Raw genomic sequence first — 14,131 nt, 5'->3', positions numbered from 1 at the left:
CAGAACCGGACCACACCGACCGTAGGATGGGCAAAGCGCAGCGTGCCCATACGGATGGTGGCTTGAACGAGTGGGGGAGCCAGCAACGAGCGAAATGCGACTGGTGACGGGTACGAGTGACAAGTGACTGGCCCCGTCCCGCTCCGTCCTTCCGCATGGGCACGCTTCGCTTTGCCCATCCTACAGTTCCTTGCTCCTCACTCCCGCCCCCCGACTCCCTTCTCGCGAACCTCGGGCCCACCACTTATACTGGCGCGCGAATCCACAACCGGTCGACACCCCATGGCTTACTGGCTGATGAAGTCCGAACCGGACGTGTTCGGCATCGATGATCTCAAGCGGGTGAAGGTCGAGCCCTGGGACGGTGTTCGAAACTACCAGGCCCGCAACATGATGCGCGACCAGATGAAGAAGGGTGACGAGGTCTTCTTCTATCATTCCAATTGCGAGGTGCCCGGGATCGTGGGCCTCATGACGATCGCGAAGGAAGGCTATCCCGACGACAGTGCCTTCAATCCGAAGGCCCGGTACTACGATCCCAAGAGCGATCCGGACAACCCCCGCTGGTACCGGGTGGATGTGCGCTTCAAGCGCAAGTTCAGGAGAGTGATTCCGCTCGCCGAACTCAAGGCCTGCCCCGAGCTGGCCAACATGCCCCTGGTGCGCAAGGGCAACCGGCTGTCCATCATGCCGGTGAGCCCCGAAGAGTGGCGCTTCATCATGAGCCTGGTGGAGGCATAGCCAGCCTGCATTCCTGTCGTGCCACGCCACGACCGTGCGCGCGTCTGACGCCCGGATACCGGAGCACCACCTTCCACGGCCATCCTCCAGGTCCGGGTGGATGACGGGACCCGCATCGAACCACGACCGGCCGGGCAATCTCGGTGTTGCAACCGAACAACACTCCAGGGCCACGCACGCCACCGACTTTCCGTCACGGGGACCACCACGCCCGTCAGACAGTCGAACTGACAAACCTGCCTGGCAGGCGCCGGCCAGGGGCGACCAGGACGGTTGCACCCGATACCGGGAGAATCACCATGACTCTCAACGAACTGCTCCAGTACCTGCACGAGCATTCGGCTGTCCGATTGCTTGACCGCACCACGGAAGAAACCATCCGCAAGGCGGTGACGGGAAATCACTCGCAATCCGTCGCCTCGGAAATCATCCGCGCCTTCACGAAGAAGGCTGGTGATGCCGGCGGAGACGCCCTGCTGGAACGCGTCGACGCAGTAAAATGTCTGGGTCCGCTTCGTTTGAAATACATGGCCGATGACGCGCCTGTGGAGGGCTTTCGCATGGTGGAAAACATCATCACAACCATCGACGCCGCATACAGAGAGGAGGCACTTCGCCAACACGACGGCTGATCAATACGCAATTCGATGCGATCAAGGCATGGATCTGTCTGACATGCGGCAAAAAATTCATTACCCAATCTCTAGTAATTTGCAAGATGTTGTTTATACTCAGGCTCGGGTATCTGCTTATTGTTTGGAGGGAGTGTAATGGCCATCAAGAAAGCCGCCGCAAAAAAGAAAGCAAGCACCAAGTCCCGATTGAAGAAATCCAGCACCAAGGCCGCCGTCAAGAAAAAGGCAGCCACCAAGAAAAGAGCCGTGAAGAAGGCAGCCACCAAGAAGAAGGCCGCCGTCAAGAAAAAGGCCACCACCAAGAAGAAAGCCGTCAAGAAAAAGTCCGTGAAGAAAAAGGCCGGAGCCAAGAAAAAGGCCGTGAAGAAGAAGGTTGGGGCCAAGAAGAAGGCCGTGAAGAAAAAGGTTGGGGCCAAGAAAAAGGCCGTGAAGAAAAAGGCCGGGGCCAAGAAAAAGGCCGTGAAGAAAAAGGCCGGGGCCAAGAAAAAGGTCGCGCCCCGCCGCACCACCAAGAAGAAGCGCTAAGTCGCTTCAGTGCGCAGAAAGGCCCGCCTCGGCGGGCCTTTCTGCCGTTCAAGGACCAGGTGTCATATCCGGACGGACGTTCCCGCGGTATCTCCGGCGCATCGGGAGCATGGCAACGACCCATTTGCCCGGTTCCCTTCCTCCGCTGGCGCCGGTCGTCCTCAGGGCATCGAGCCTGCCGATCCGGCAGGCTCGATGCCCGCTTCATACCCGGCCAAGAAACATCCTGTACACCGGATTGTCCGTCTCCTCCCAGTAGGGGTAACCCAGTTCATCCAGAAAGCGCTGGAACCGTATTCTGTCTCCGGCCGGAACCTGGATTCCCGCGAGCACACGGCCATAGGCGGCCCCGTGATTGCGATAGTGGAACAGGCTGATGTTCCAGTCCTGCCCCATGTTGGTCAGGAATCGCAGCAATGCCCCCGGGCGCTCGGGAAACTCAAACCGGAAGACACGCTCGTCACGCACGTCGCCACCGTGACCGCCCACCATGTGCCGCAGGTGCGCCTTGGCCACCTCGTTATCGGTGAGATCCACCAGTGAGTAGCCCTGTTTGCGCAGGCCTTCCAGGACCGTCACCCGCTCCTCCTCTCCACCGGAGAGTTTGACGCCCACGAACACGTGGGCGTCACGGTCATCTGTGTAGCGGTAATTGAACTCGGTGATGCCGCGCTTGCCGATGGCCCGGCAGAACGCCCGAAAACTGCCGGGACGCTCCGGGATGGTGGCCGCGAACAGGGCCTCGCGGCGCTCGCCCAGCTCCGCGCGCTCGGCGACGTAGCGCAGACGGTCGAAGTTGATATTGGCACCGCTCAGGACGGCAGCCAGGGTCTGGCCGGTCACGCCCCGGGTTTCCACGTACTTCTTCAGACCCGCCACGGCCAGCGCGCCGGCCGGTTCCGCCAGTACGCGCGTATCGTCGAAGACATCCTTGATCGCCGCGCAGATCTCGTCGGCGCTGACGAGAATCATCTCGTCCACATGCTTGCGCGCCAGCCGGTAGGTCTCGGCCCCCGCCTGGCGAACGGCCGCGCCGTCGGCAAAGATCCCCACCTGCCCCAGTACGACACGCCGCTTGCGCTTGAGCGCCTCGGTCATGGAGGGCGCGTCGTCGGGCTCCACGCCGATCACCCGGATCTCCGGTCTGAGCGCCTTGATGTAGGCGGCCATGCCCGCCAGCAGGCCCCCGCCGCCCACACTGACGAACACCGCATCGATGGGGTCGGGCTGCTGGCGCAACAGCTCCATCGCCACCGTGCCCTGACCGGCAATCACATACGGATCATCGAACGGGTGAATGAACGTGTAACCGTGCTTCTCGACCAGGATCCGGGCATGGGTACTGGCTTCATCATAGGAATCCCCGTGCAGGACCGCCTTGCCGCCCAGGGTGCGCACCGCGTCCACCTTGATGCTGGGCGTGGTCTGGGGCATGACGATGGTGGCGCGTATCCCGAGCTTACGGGCCCCCAGCGCAACGCCCTGGGCATGGTTGCCGGCAGATGCGGCGATCACCCCCCGTGCCTTCTGCTCCCCGGTGAGGTGGAACATGCGGTTGTAGGCGCCCCTCAGCTTGAAGGAGAACACCGGCTGCAGGTCCTCGCGCTTGAGCAGGACCGTGTTTCCCGTGCGCCGTGACAGGGTCGACATCGGGTCGAGCGGGGTTTCCCGGGCTACATCGTAAACGCGGGCTGTGAGAATCTTTTCAAGGTAGGGGAAGGACATGGAAGCAAGATACAAGAGGCGAGATACAACATACAAGGAAATGCCGGGCCACCGCCGTGCTTGTATCTTGTATCTCGCCTCTTGTATCTTCGGGCGGCTCGAAATCGGACACTCTGAAGGTCGGCAGACCTCGAATCGAAGGAATCATCAGATGAATCAGGACCAGATGAAGAAGGCGGCGGCCGAAGCCGCCATCGCGTACGTCGAGCCCGGCATGGTCGTCGGGGTGGGCACGGGATCCACCGCCAACCACTTCATCGACCTGCTGGCGGAAATCAGGGACAGGATCGACGGCACGGTCGCTTCCTCGGAGGCCAGCGCCCAGCGGTTGCGCGGCCACGGCATCCAGGTCATGGACCTGAATGCGGCGGGACAACTCCCGCTTTATGTGGACGGCGCGGACGAATCCAACCGCGAGCTGCACCTGATCAAGGGTGGTGGCGGCGCACTGACACGGGAGAAGATCGTGGCGGCGGCCAGTGATCGGTTCGTGTGCATCGCCGACGAGAGCAAGCTGGTGGACGTTCTGGGCGCCTTCCCCCTGCCGGTGGAGGTGATCCCCATGGCCCGGGCCTACGTGGTCCGGGAGCTGGTGCGCCTGGGCGGCCAGCCGGTCCTGCGCGAGGGCTTCATCACCGACAACGGCAACGTGATCCTGGACGTGCACAACCTGCAGATCAGCGATCCGACGGACATGGAGCGCCGCATCAACCAGTTGGCCGGGGTGGTCACCGTCGGCATCTTCGCCCAACGCCCCGCGGACGTGCTGATCCTGGGCGGTGCGGACGGCGTACGCAAACTGGAACCCCGGTAGGAACCCGACCCTCGGGGCGACCGGGCTGCGGAATGGTGTAGGTTGGGGTGAGCGCAGCGAACCCCAACATGCGAAGCATCCAGGACCCGAATCGTTGGGGTTCGCTGCGCTCACCCCAACCTACGGCCCTGCTATGTAATTCCCTCCCCTTCATGGGGGAGGGCCAGGGCGGGGGTGGTTTCACGCCTATCCCCTAGCGCCTCACCCCTCACCTCCAGACTCTACAACAACACCTTCTCGATGCCCCCGCTGCGCGCCCGCTCGATGAAGCGCTCCTGCCAGCCCTCGCCCAGCAGCCGGTTGGCCATCTCGACGACGATGTAGTCGGTCTCCAGCCCCGTATCCTCCCGGTAGCGCGAAAGGCCCTGCTGGCAGGCCGGGCACGAGGTGAGCATCTTCACATCTCCCCCCTCGGCCTGATCCCGGCCGGTGAGTTCACGGATGCCGGCGCGCAGTTCCTCTTCCTTGCGGAAGCGCACCTGGGTGGCGATATCCGGACGGCTGACGGCGAAGGTCCCCGCCTCGCCGCAGCAGCGATCGGAGATCCGCACCTCCTGGCCCATGAGCCGGCTGGCCACCTGCCCCGGGGCGTGGGTCTTCATGGGTGAATGGCAGGGGTCATGGTAAAGGTACTGCACGCCTTTCACGCCCTCCAGGCTCAGGCCCTTCTCCATCAGGTACTCATGGATGTCCAGCAGCCGGCACCCGGGAAAGATGCGCTCGAACTCGTACTTGAGCAGTTGATCCATGCAGGTGCCGCAGGAGACGATCACGGTGCGGATATCCAGGTAGTTGAGCGTATTGGCCACCCGATGGAACAGGACCCGGTTCTCGGTGGTGATCGCCCGACCCTTGTCCACATCCCCCGCCGAGGTCTGGGGATAACCGCAGCACAGGTACCCCGGCGGCAGAACGGTCTGGGCGCCGACGTCATAGAGCATGGCAATGGTCGCGAGACCCACCTGGCTGAACAGGCGCTCGGAGCCGCAGCCGGGAAAGTAGAATACCGCGTCGCCCTGCTCCCCCGCCTTCGCGGGATCCCGGATCACCGGCACGAGACCCGCGTCCTCCAGCCCCAGCATGGCGCGGGTAGTGCGCGCGGGCAAGCCCGCGGGCATGGGCTTTTTCACGAACTGAACCACCTGGGCCGGCAGCGAGGCCCTGCTGGCGGTGGAGGCGGGCCGCTGGCTGCCGCCCAGCAGCCCGAGGCGCCGGAACAGGCCGTAGCCCAGGCGCTGTGCCGCGTAGCCCCACTGCACCATGCCCCTGCGCATGAGTTTGATGGTGGCCGGGTCCTTGATGTTCAGAAAGGCCATGGACGCCCTGGTGACAAGCTTGACCCGCCGCCGGCCGCGTTCCTTCAGGATGCTGCGCATGCGGATGGTTACGTCGCCGAAATCGATGTTCACCGGGCAGGGCGGCTCGCATTTGTGACAGATCGTGCAGTGGTCCGCCACGTCGTTCATCTCGTCGAAGTGCCGCAGCGAAAGCCCCCGCCGGGTCTGCTCCTCGTAGAGAAATGCCTCGATGATCAGCCCGGAGGCGAGGATCTTGTTGCGCGGCGAATAGAGCAGATTGGCCCGGGGGACGTGGGTGTTGCATACCGGCTTGCACTTGCCGCAGCGCAGGCAATCCTTGATGTCCTCGTTGAGCGCGCCCAACTCGCTCTGCTCCAGGATCAGCGCCTCCTGCTGCAGCAGCCTGAGGCTGGGGGTATAGGCGTTGGCGAGACCCGAGCCGGGCATCAGCTTGCCCCTGTTGAAATGCCCCTGGGGGTCGACGCGCTGCTTGTACCCGGCGAAGGCCTCCACCTGGCCGGGTTCCAGATACTGCATCTTGGTGATGCCGATACCGTGCTCCCCGGAGATCACCCCGCCCAGGCGCCGCGCCAGAGCCATCACCTGATCCACGATGCGTTCCGCCTCGTGCATCATGGCGTAGTCATTGGAGTTGACCGGAATGTTGGTGTGCACGTTGCCGTCGCCCGCGTGCATGTGCAGGGCCACGAACAGCCGACTGGTGAGCACCCGATCGTGGATGGCCTCCAGGCGTTTGCGCACCGGCTCCAGCTCCAGACCGTCAAAGATGTCCCACAGCGGCCGGCGCACCTCGCGCTTGTAGGAGATGCGCAGGCTGCGGCGCAAAAGCAGGTCGATGACCCGGTCGCCCGGGCGCAGGTCATCGCGGGCCCTGTCATCCAGCAAGGCATCCTGCGACACCGCATCCGCGTCCAGGTTGCCCAGGATCAGCTTCCAGCGGGCCTGCACCCCTTCCAGATGCCGGGTGGCCGCGCGGCGCTTGCCCTCGAACCATCGCCGGGCCTCCTCGTTCTCGATGGCCAGCAACTGGCGCAGCTCCGGGTGATCCCCTTTGAGACATTCCAGCGTCTCCGCCACCATGCGCAGCTTGTTGTTCATGGACTGCACGATGTTGATGCGCTCGATGCCCTCGCTGTACTCGGCCAGCCGGTCCAGCGGGATCACCACGTCCTCATTGATCTTGAAGGCGTTGGTGTGGGCGGCAATGGCCGCGGTGCGGGCACGCTCGGACCAGAAGCGCTTGCGCGCCTCGGGACTCACGGCCACGAACCCCTCGCCGTTGCGCGCATTGGCCAGGCGCACGACTTCGGAGGCGGCCCGCCCCACGGCCTCCTCGTCGTCGGAGGAGACATCCGCCAGCAACACCATCTTGGGCCGCTCGCCCCGGGCCCCCTTGGGGGTATAGCGCACGGCGCGCACATAACGCTCGTCCAGATGTTCCAGCCCCGAGAGCTTCACCCGGGGATCCGCGTCCAGGCGGTCCTTGATCTCCACGATAGCAGGCACGGCCTCGTGCAGGTCGTGGCCGTAGAATTCCAGGCAGACGGTACGCACGTGGCGCGGCATGCGGTGCAGGACGAACACGGCGGATGTGATGAGCCCGTCGCAGCCCTCCTTCTGAATGCCGGGCAGACCGCCCAGATGCTTGTCCGTCACGTCCTTGCCCAGGCCCAGCCTGCGGAAGGTGCTGCCCGGGCAGGAGATCTCCTCCGGCTCACCCGCGGGGGTCGCCCCGTCGCTCCGGAATCGCGTGATCCGGAAACGCACGGTCTCCTGATCATGGATCTTGCCCAGATTGTGACCGATGCGCTCCACCTCCAGCCAGCCGGCATCCGGCGTCACCATGCGCCAGGACACCAGATTGTCGATGGTGGTGCCCCACAGCACCGCCTTCTTGCCACCCGCGTTCATGGCGATATTGCCGCCGATGGTGGATGCATCCTGGGAGGTGGGGTCCACGGCAAAGGCAAAGCCCTCGCGCCCGGCGAGATCCGCGACACGCCGGGTCACCACGCCCGCCTCGGCACGCACCGTGGGCACCGGTGCAGCTACGCCCGGAATACGGCGGATCTCCACCTCGCCCAGCCCTTCCAGCTTCTCGGTGTTGATGACCGCGCTGCGGGCGTCCAGGGGCACCGCGGCGCCGGTGTATCCGGTGCCTCCGCCCCGCGGGATCACCGTGAGCCCCAGCCTGATGCAGGCATCCACCACGCCCGCCATCTCCGCCTCGGAGTCCGGCGTGATCACCACGAACGGGAGTTCCACGCGCCAGTCGGTGGCGTCGGTCACGTGGGAGACCCGGGCAAGCCCGTCGAAATGGATGTTGTCCCTGCGGGTGTGGCGGGAGAGCTTTCGCAGCGTCCGTCGGCGCAGGGCCTTGTGTTCCGGAAACCAGTCCTCGAAGCGGCGTACCGCCTCCCGGGCACGAGCCGCCAGTTCCAGGGCGTTCTCGTTGCCGTCCGCCCGGGCCACGATCTGGTCCAGCCGGTGATCCATGGCCCCGATGAGCGCGGTGAGGCGTTTACGATTGTCCAGCAGGTCGTCCTGAATGTAGGGGTTTCGGGTCACCACCCACATGTCGCCGAGCACCTCGAAGAGCATACGCGCCGATACCCCCGTGCGCCGCTCCCCGCGCAGCTCGTTCAACACCTCCCACATGGCTTCCCCCAGAAACCGGATCACGATCTCCCGGTCGGAGAATGAGGTGTAGTTGTAGGGAATCTCGCGGATGCGCTGGGTCGCCTGAACAGACATGGGCGCGGTATCGGGCATCGGGGAATGGGCCTCCGGGGTCGTCGGATATTCCCTGCAGGCGTGCCTGCGGGCGGGAAAAACAGCCCGTTATCATACCATCGCGCCCCCGCCCGGCGTATTCGACCCCAGGCGGCGCAAGGACATGGCCGGGCAGCGGGCCCGCAAGGCCCGCCATGGACCTCGCACAGGGGGGCACCGCCTGCCTGATGACGGCATGATGCGCCTGGCGCTGGAGACAGGGTGCAAATCGAACGGCAGACTTTCTTGTATCCTGTCGCTTGGAATCTTGTCTCCGGCGCCTCAAATAAAACGGGGCCCCGAAGGGCCCCGTCTCGATCGATCCAGGAAGGGATCGGATCAGAAGGTCACGCGCATACCGGCACCGACCACGGTCTCGTCGGCGTCGTCCTCGGCGAACTCGGTCACACGCACACCGGCGTGCACGGAGACCTGGCGGGTAAAGGCATGCCGCACACCCAGGGCGATCCACTGCTGGTCACCACCGTCGAAATCGGCGTCACCCTGACCGTAGCCGAGCAAGAAGGTGTTGGCACCCATGCGGTAGGTACCGGCCACCATGATGAAGTCCATGAAATCCTTGACGGTCTCGTACTGGGCCATCACGCCGAAGGGGCCTTCGCTGAAGGACACGCCGATCTTGCTGATCTGCTGGTCGGCGTCCACACCGTTGTAGTCGTCGGCATTGGTGTGGGCCACCCATACGTTGACCGGGTTGACATCCACTTCCACCTTCACGGCGTAGGCGTGGTTGCCGTCATCCACGACCGGGTCGAGGCTGACCGTACCGCCCAGGCCCACCGGGCCGAAGGAGCCGTTGTAGCCGAGGCTCTGGTTCAGGTAGCCGCCGTTGCCCAGACCGCCTGCACCACCCAGCATGCCGCCATTGCCACGGGCCTGCATGAAGGTGCCCACGAAGGGATCCTTGCCCTGGGTCGCGGCGGCGTTGCTCATGCGGCCGATAGACAGGGAGCCGAAGTCGCCGCGCACACCCAACAGAGACTCACGGGTGGCGCTGGGGAACGACTGGGGGTTCAGGTTCATGGAGATGTGGGAGAAGGCGTTCAGGCCGTTGCCCAGATCATGGCTGGTCCGCAGGTCCACCCGGCTCCAGTTGCCGCTGTTCACGTTACCCGGGCCAATCATGGCATCACCAATGCGCAGGCCCTCGTCGAAATCACCGGAGGTGTTGGTCAGCTCCGCCTGCAGGCGGGCGGTCAGAGACACGTCGGCGGTGGCGGCCATGGGCACAGCCATGGCGGCGGCCACGCCGGCGGCGATCAGAGTCTTTTTCATGTTCATTTGGTTCACTCTCCCAGGAGTTGAGTCAATTCACACAAGTCTGTGGGTCATTATTACAATGACCCGGTTTTTATACGCGTTGACGCCCGGGTTTGCAAGAGCAAATTCGCAAAAAAACGACAAATGGATGGCCGTCTGTTGTTTTTTTGCGACATTACCGAATACCCCTGACTTTTGAGTAGTTATGACCCATTAGCGGCACATCCTTAGAGTTCACTTTAAGTATGTCGCTGCACGGATACAGGGTGGATTCCACGGCCGTTGCGGGAGACGTACAGGGGCGCCGTTGTCCGGCAGCCACGGAATCCCCACCGCGGCGCCGGGTCAACGAAAAAGAGGGCCGAGCATCGCGGGGCCCTCGGTGCATCTGGCCGGGGAACCAGGATTGTTCAGCCCGCCCATGGACCTCTCCCTTCGGGCTCCCGGCGAATCGGTCAAACCGGGCCCCGGCAGGTTCTCATGCCGTACCTTCAAGCCAAATAAAGAGGGCCCGCTTGTGGCGGGCCCTCTTTATTTGGCTGGGGGACCAGGATTCGAACCTGGGTTGACGGAGTCAGAGTCCGTAGTCCTACCGCTAGACGATCCCCCAATAAAGGCAGTGGCAAGTGGCAAGTCTCAAGTGGCTAGGAACGGTTTCGATAGTGCGCCAGCAGACCGTGCAGCATTTTCGACAATTCCACGGCCTCTTTCAAGTAAGCCTTCGCCTCGGTTTCGGGCAACAATCCGGCGCGTACGCCGATCATCAATTGCGTGCGAAGCTCACCACACGATCCCTTGGCAATCTTGAGAAACTGTACCCGTTCCCTGGGAGAATCGCGTTCGTAGCCTTCTGCAATATTGGAAGGAACCGAAAGGCCTGCGCGCGTCAGTTGGTCTGAGAATACCCGATCGGAGCAAGCCCGGCAGATCTCGAACAATGCGACAGCGAGTGCGCAAGCCCGCTTCCAGACATCCAGTGTCTCGTACGATCTTGCCTCCATGCAGTCCCCTCCTTGAGACTTGCCACTTGCAACTTGCTACTGCGCTAAAAGCGCAGCCGCGCTTTTAGCGCTTGCTGTACTGCGTGGCCCGGCGCGCCTTGCGCAGGCCGACCTTCTTGCGTTCCACGGCGCGGGCGTCCCGGGTCAGCAGACCCGCGCCGCGCAGGGATCCCCGCAGGGTTTCGTCATACTCCACCAGGGCACGGGCGATGCCCAGGCGGATGGCTCCGGCCTGGCCGTTGGCTCCGCCGCCTTCGGCGGTGGCGTGGATGTCGAAACGGTCACCCGCCTCGGCGACGTCCAGGGGCTGCCGCACCACCATGCGGGAGGTCTGGCGGCCGAAGTAGGCGTCCAGGGGCTTGCCGTTGACGACGATCTCGCCCTTGCCCGGACGGAGGAAGACGCGGGCGGAGGCGGTCTTGCGGCGTCCGGTTCCGTAGTTCTGTGTCGTTGCCATAGTGTCCTGCCGATCTGTGCTTGGCTGACCGCGGGGCTGTTGCCGCGCGGGGTTGTCAGATTTCCAGTGCCCGGGGCTGCTGCGCGGCGTGCCGGTGCTCGGCGCCCGCATAGACCTTGAGCTTCTTGAACATGGCCCGGCCCAGGGGGTTCTTGGGCAGCATGCCCTTGACCGCGAACTCGATGGCCCGTTCGGGGGCGCGTTCCATGAGCTGGCTGAAGTTCATGGACTTCATGTGGCCGATGTAGCCGGTGTGGCGATAGTACATCTTGTCCTGCGCCTTCCTGCCGGTCACCCGCACCTTGTCGGCGTTGATCACCACAATGTAGTCGCCGGTATCCACATGGGGGGTGTATTCGGGCTTGTGCTTGCCGCGCAGTCGGTGGGCCACCTCGGTGGCCAGACGGCCCAGGGTCTTGCCCGAGGCATCCACCAGGTACCAGTCACGTCGGACTTCGGCAGGCTTGGCGCTAAAGGTCTTCATGCCATGCTCCAGAGGTACTACTCGTTCGGGAAAGGGCGGAATGATAAGGGCGCCGGGTGCAAGATACAAGAGGCAGGACACGCGCCGGCCCCGGCCCCGCCCCGCATCGGGCCTCCACCCTCGCCGGCCGGCCAATCGGCATAGGGGCGGTCAGCATAGCTGACCGTTCCCCTGCCACACCACCCGGCATGCGGGTCCGCACCGGGCGGTTCGAGAAGTTGAGGTCATGAGAGACGCGGCACTCCCAGCCGCTCAAAATAGGCAATCGTCAGCACGTGGTGCACGGCAGAGAGGCTGTTATGCCACCAGCGGCGGCTCAGCGCCGCCACCGATTGCGCCACCCGGGCACTGGCTCCCAGCCGGATCAGTTCCCGGTAGATCGTCTTGCCGCGTCGCCACTGTTTGAGCTGCAAGGACCGTAGGCGGCGGCGTATCCACTCGTCCAGCCTGCGCCAGACACTGGGGGTTTGCGCCAACCCAAAGTACCCTTTCCAGCCCAGCAGATAACTGCGCAACCTGCCGATCACCTCTGCCATGCTGCACCCGCTGTTGCGCCGGGTCAGTTGCCTGACCCTCTGCCTGAACGCCTCCAGCGCCTTTTCCGACACCCCGCGTCGCACCTCGCCATCCCCGGACCGCCACAGGGCGTAACCAAGGAATTTGCGGCCGAATACGCGGGCCACCGCACTCTTGGATTCATTGATCCGCAAGCGCAGTTTGTCGTAACAGCGCCGCAGCAGACGCATCACCCGCTCGCCCGCCTTCTGACTGCGCACGTACACGTTGCAGTCGTCGGCGTAGCGGGCGAAGCGATGGCCTCTGCGTTCAAGCGCTCGATCCACTTCGTCCAGCAACACGTTGGCCAACAGCGGCGAGAGCGGGCCGCCCTGCGGCGTCCCCCCCACGCGCTCGATCACCACACCGCCATCCAGGATGCCCGCGCTCAGGTAGGCACGCACCAGCCGGATGACCCCGGCATCGTTCACGCGCCTGCTCAGGCGCTCGATCAGGATGTCGTGGTTGACCCGGTCGAAGAACTTCGACAGGTCGATGTCCACCACGATGTGGCAACCTTGGCTCACGTAGCGCTGCGCGGCCAGCACCGCGTCCCGCGCCCGGCGACCGGGACGGAACCCGTGGCTGTGCTCGCTGAAGGTCGGATCAATCTGCGGTTGCAGCACTTGCAGCAGTGCCTGCTGAATCAGACGGTCGGTGACGGTGGGTATCCCCAACTCCCGTTCGCTCCCGTCCGGCTTCGGGATGCCCACGCGCCGCACAGGCTGCGGCCTGTACGTGCCGTCCAGCAACTGCTGCCGGATGCTCGGCCATGCGTGTTTGAGGTGTTCTCCCGTCCGGGCTATGTCCAGACCGTCAACACCCGCAGCTCCCTTGTTTGCCTTCACGCGCTTCCAGGCGCGTTGCATGTTCTCCCTCGCGAGCGCCTGCGCCAACAGGTCCCGCCCTGCGTCCTCCGATCCTCGTCGCGGGAGGCCGGTTTCATCGCTGGTCCTTCGGGGCAGGGCTTCACCCTGGCCGTTCACAACCCGCCCCGCTGATGCGGGCATCTGATGCTCTACCGTTCTCATCGACAAGGCGTTTGACGCTCCTTCTCGTTCGGCCCTTCGCCCCTTGTTGGCAGCTACTACGGCCTCTGCTGACTTCTCGCTCCGGCTCTACACCGTCGCCCTTTCAGGCACAAGGCGAGATCTCCCCGGGTAAGAACGCACCCCTTCACCGCACAACCGCCGCATTTACGCCGCTTCGCCTTGGCCACGAGAGCTTCGCGGCTTCTTGCCCGCTCGCCCTGCTCGGCAGCGCCTTGTATCCGGTTCTTGTCCATCGGCTCGCGGTTTACGCTCCACGCTTCCTCCCCACGGTCGGTCACCCTTCCGCAGTTGCGCTTCGCTTCGTTCGCTGTGGCCAGCTTACGGGGGGACTTGCACCCCCAGGAGTGCGCCCGTGCCGGGCGCACAAAAAAAGCCCCGGCGATGCCGGGGCAGCTGCTCAAAGGGGGATACTCTCGTCAAACACCGGCCCGGGGGAGCCTGAAGGCCCGCGACGCACCCGCCCCCCGCTTCAGGACCCATCCTGAAACCGAGGCCCCGCCCCCCTGCCGACCATGGCCGAATTCCGACCAGCAGCCGCCTGGGGTCGGGCGTCCGTGCCTCGCTCGTTGGCACCCTGTTAGATGGCGCATGACGGCGCTTTATTCCATGATCGGGCGTCAACGGTACAATCCCCCGAGCCAGGCGGCGCATGGAATAAAGCACTGCCCCGGCTCATCAGTATGGATTGGAGGCGCGGCCAGCACCCCAACCCGGTCGGGTCGGGGGCTGCATACAACGATGATTTCAGCCGCAATCGCCTGGGAGGGGAT

General features: G+C 64.2%; 11 protein-coding genes and 1 tRNA gene. 4 read left to right on the top strand and 8 right to left on the bottom strand.

All coding sequences use genetic code 11. The annotated features are described in order from the left end of the window. Positions 1-282 precede the first annotated feature (282 nt). The 3 genes from THITHI_RS0113405 (at position 283) to THITHI_RS20295 (ending at position 1,901) form a co-directional block, all read left to right on the top strand. The gene (locus THITHI_RS0113405; RefSeq protein WP_018233622.1) at positions 283-741 is read left to right on the top strand and encodes an EVE domain-containing protein; all 459 of its coding nucleotides are present in this window, start codon (positions 283-285) and stop codon (positions 739-741) included. A gap of 299 nt (positions 742-1,040) precedes the next feature. After that, a complete protein-coding gene (locus tag THITHI_RS0113400; protein ID WP_018233621.1) occupies positions 1,041-1,373 on the top strand; it encodes a hypothetical protein in 333 nt (110 codons plus the stop codon). 138 nt (positions 1,374-1,511) lie between these two features. Further along, a complete protein-coding gene (locus THITHI_RS20295; protein WP_083908730.1) occupies positions 1,512-1,901 on the top strand; it encodes a histone in 390 nt (129 codons plus the stop codon). 204 nt (positions 1,902-2,105) lie between these two features. On the opposite strand, the gene ilvA is transcribed toward THITHI_RS20295, so the two are convergent. Continuing rightward, a complete protein-coding gene (gene ilvA / locus THITHI_RS0113390; protein ID WP_026186343.1) occupies positions 2,106-3,626 on the bottom strand; it encodes a threonine ammonia-lyase, biosynthetic in 1,521 nt (506 codons plus the stop codon). 151 nt (positions 3,627-3,777) lie between these two features. Between ilvA and rpiA the strand changes: the two genes are divergently transcribed. Next, positions 3,778-4,440 carry a ribose-5-phosphate isomerase RpiA gene (gene rpiA, locus THITHI_RS0113385; protein ID WP_018233618.1) on the top strand — a complete coding sequence of 221 codons (663 nt, stop codon included), beginning with the start codon at positions 3,778-3,780 and terminating at the stop codon, positions 4,438-4,440. Between the two features lie 221 nt (positions 4,441-4,661). Here the strand turns inward: rpiA and THITHI_RS0113380 are convergent, their stop codons facing one another. The 7 genes from THITHI_RS0113380 to ltrA all read right to left on the bottom strand — a co-directional run bounded on the left by THITHI_RS0113380 (position 4,662) and on the right by ltrA (position 13,178). Continuing rightward, positions 4,662-8,531: a DUF3683 domain-containing protein gene (locus THITHI_RS0113380; protein WP_018233617.1), complete on the bottom strand. Its 3,870-nt coding sequence runs from the start codon at positions 8,529-8,531 to the stop codon at positions 4,662-4,664. A gap of 339 nt (positions 8,532-8,870) precedes the next feature. Then, entirely contained in the window at positions 8,871-9,833 is a 963-nt protein-coding gene (locus tag THITHI_RS0113375) for a porin (protein ID WP_018233616.1), read from the bottom strand. Positions 9,834-10,348: 515 nt separating this feature from the next. Next, positions 10,349-10,422, bottom strand: a tRNA-Gln gene (locus THITHI_RS0113370). 34 nt (positions 10,423-10,456) lie between these two features. Continuing rightward, on the bottom strand, positions 10,457-10,813 hold the full coding sequence (locus tag THITHI_RS0113365; protein WP_018233615.1) for a four helix bundle protein: 357 nt from the start codon (positions 10,811-10,813) through the stop codon (positions 10,457-10,459). A gap of 64 nt (positions 10,814-10,877) precedes the next feature. Continuing rightward, positions 10,878-11,270 (bottom strand): 30S ribosomal protein S9, encoded by a 393-nt coding sequence (gene rpsI / locus THITHI_RS0113360; RefSeq protein WP_018233614.1) that lies wholly within the window; start codon positions 11,268-11,270, stop codon positions 10,878-10,880. Positions 11,271-11,325: 55 nt separating this feature from the next. Next, positions 11,326-11,754, bottom strand: a complete 429-nt coding sequence (gene rplM, locus THITHI_RS0113355) for a 50S ribosomal protein L13 (RefSeq protein ID WP_018233613.1) — start codon at positions 11,752-11,754, stop codon at positions 11,326-11,328. Positions 11,755-11,978: 224 nt separating this feature from the next. Beyond that, a complete protein-coding gene (gene ltrA, locus THITHI_RS0113350) occupies positions 11,979-13,178 on the bottom strand; it encodes a group II intron reverse transcriptase/maturase (protein ID WP_018232667.1) in 1,200 nt (399 codons plus the stop codon). Positions 13,179-14,131 lie beyond the last annotated feature (953 nt).

It is taken from the genome of Thioalkalivibrio thiocyanodenitrificans ARhD 1 (assembly GCF_000378965.1).
Taxonomy (GTDB): Bacteria; Pseudomonadota; Gammaproteobacteria; order Ectothiorhodospirales; family Ectothiorhodospiraceae; genus Thioalkalivibrio_A; species Thioalkalivibrio_A thiocyanodenitrificans.
Note: the sequence above shows the minus strand (reverse complement) of the source record. Positions and strands in the feature narration are given on the sequence as shown.

Bases quoted from the DNA above. Each gene is read 5' to 3' on its own strand.
- THITHI_RS0113405 (WP_018233622.1), top strand. From the start codon at position 283: ATGGCTTACTGGCTGATGAAGTCCGAACCGGACGTGTTCGGCATCGAT.
- THITHI_RS0113400 (WP_018233621.1), top strand. From the start codon at position 1,041: ATGACTCTCAACGAACTGCTCCAGTACCTGCACGAGCATTCGGCTGTC.
- THITHI_RS20295 (WP_083908730.1), top strand. From the start codon at position 1,512: ATGGCCATCAAGAAAGCCGCCGCAAAAAAGAAAGCAAGCACCAAGTCC.
- ilvA (WP_026186343.1), bottom strand. From the start codon at position 3,626: ATGTCCTTCCCCTACCTTGAAAAGATTCTCACAGCCCGCGTTTACGAT.
- rpiA (WP_018233618.1), top strand. From the start codon at position 3,778: ATGAATCAGGACCAGATGAAGAAGGCGGCGGCCGAAGCCGCCATCGCG.
- THITHI_RS0113380 (WP_018233617.1), bottom strand. From the start codon at position 8,531: ATGCCCGATACCGCGCCCATGTCTGTTCAGGCGACCCAGCGCATCCGC.
- THITHI_RS0113375 (WP_018233616.1), bottom strand. From the start codon at position 9,833: ATGAACATGAAAAAGACTCTGATCGCCGCCGGCGTGGCCGCCGCCATG.
- THITHI_RS0113365 (WP_018233615.1), bottom strand. From the start codon at position 10,813: ATGGAGGCAAGATCGTACGAGACACTGGATGTCTGGAAGCGGGCTTGC.
- rpsI (WP_018233614.1), bottom strand. From the start codon at position 11,270: ATGGCAACGACACAGAACTACGGAACCGGACGCCGCAAGACCGCCTCC.
- rplM (WP_018233613.1), bottom strand. From the start codon at position 11,754: ATGAAGACCTTTAGCGCCAAGCCTGCCGAAGTCCGACGTGACTGGTAC.
- ltrA (WP_018232667.1), bottom strand. From the start codon at position 13,178: ATGCAACGCGCCTGGAAGCGCGTGAAGGCAAACAAGGGAGCTGCGGGT.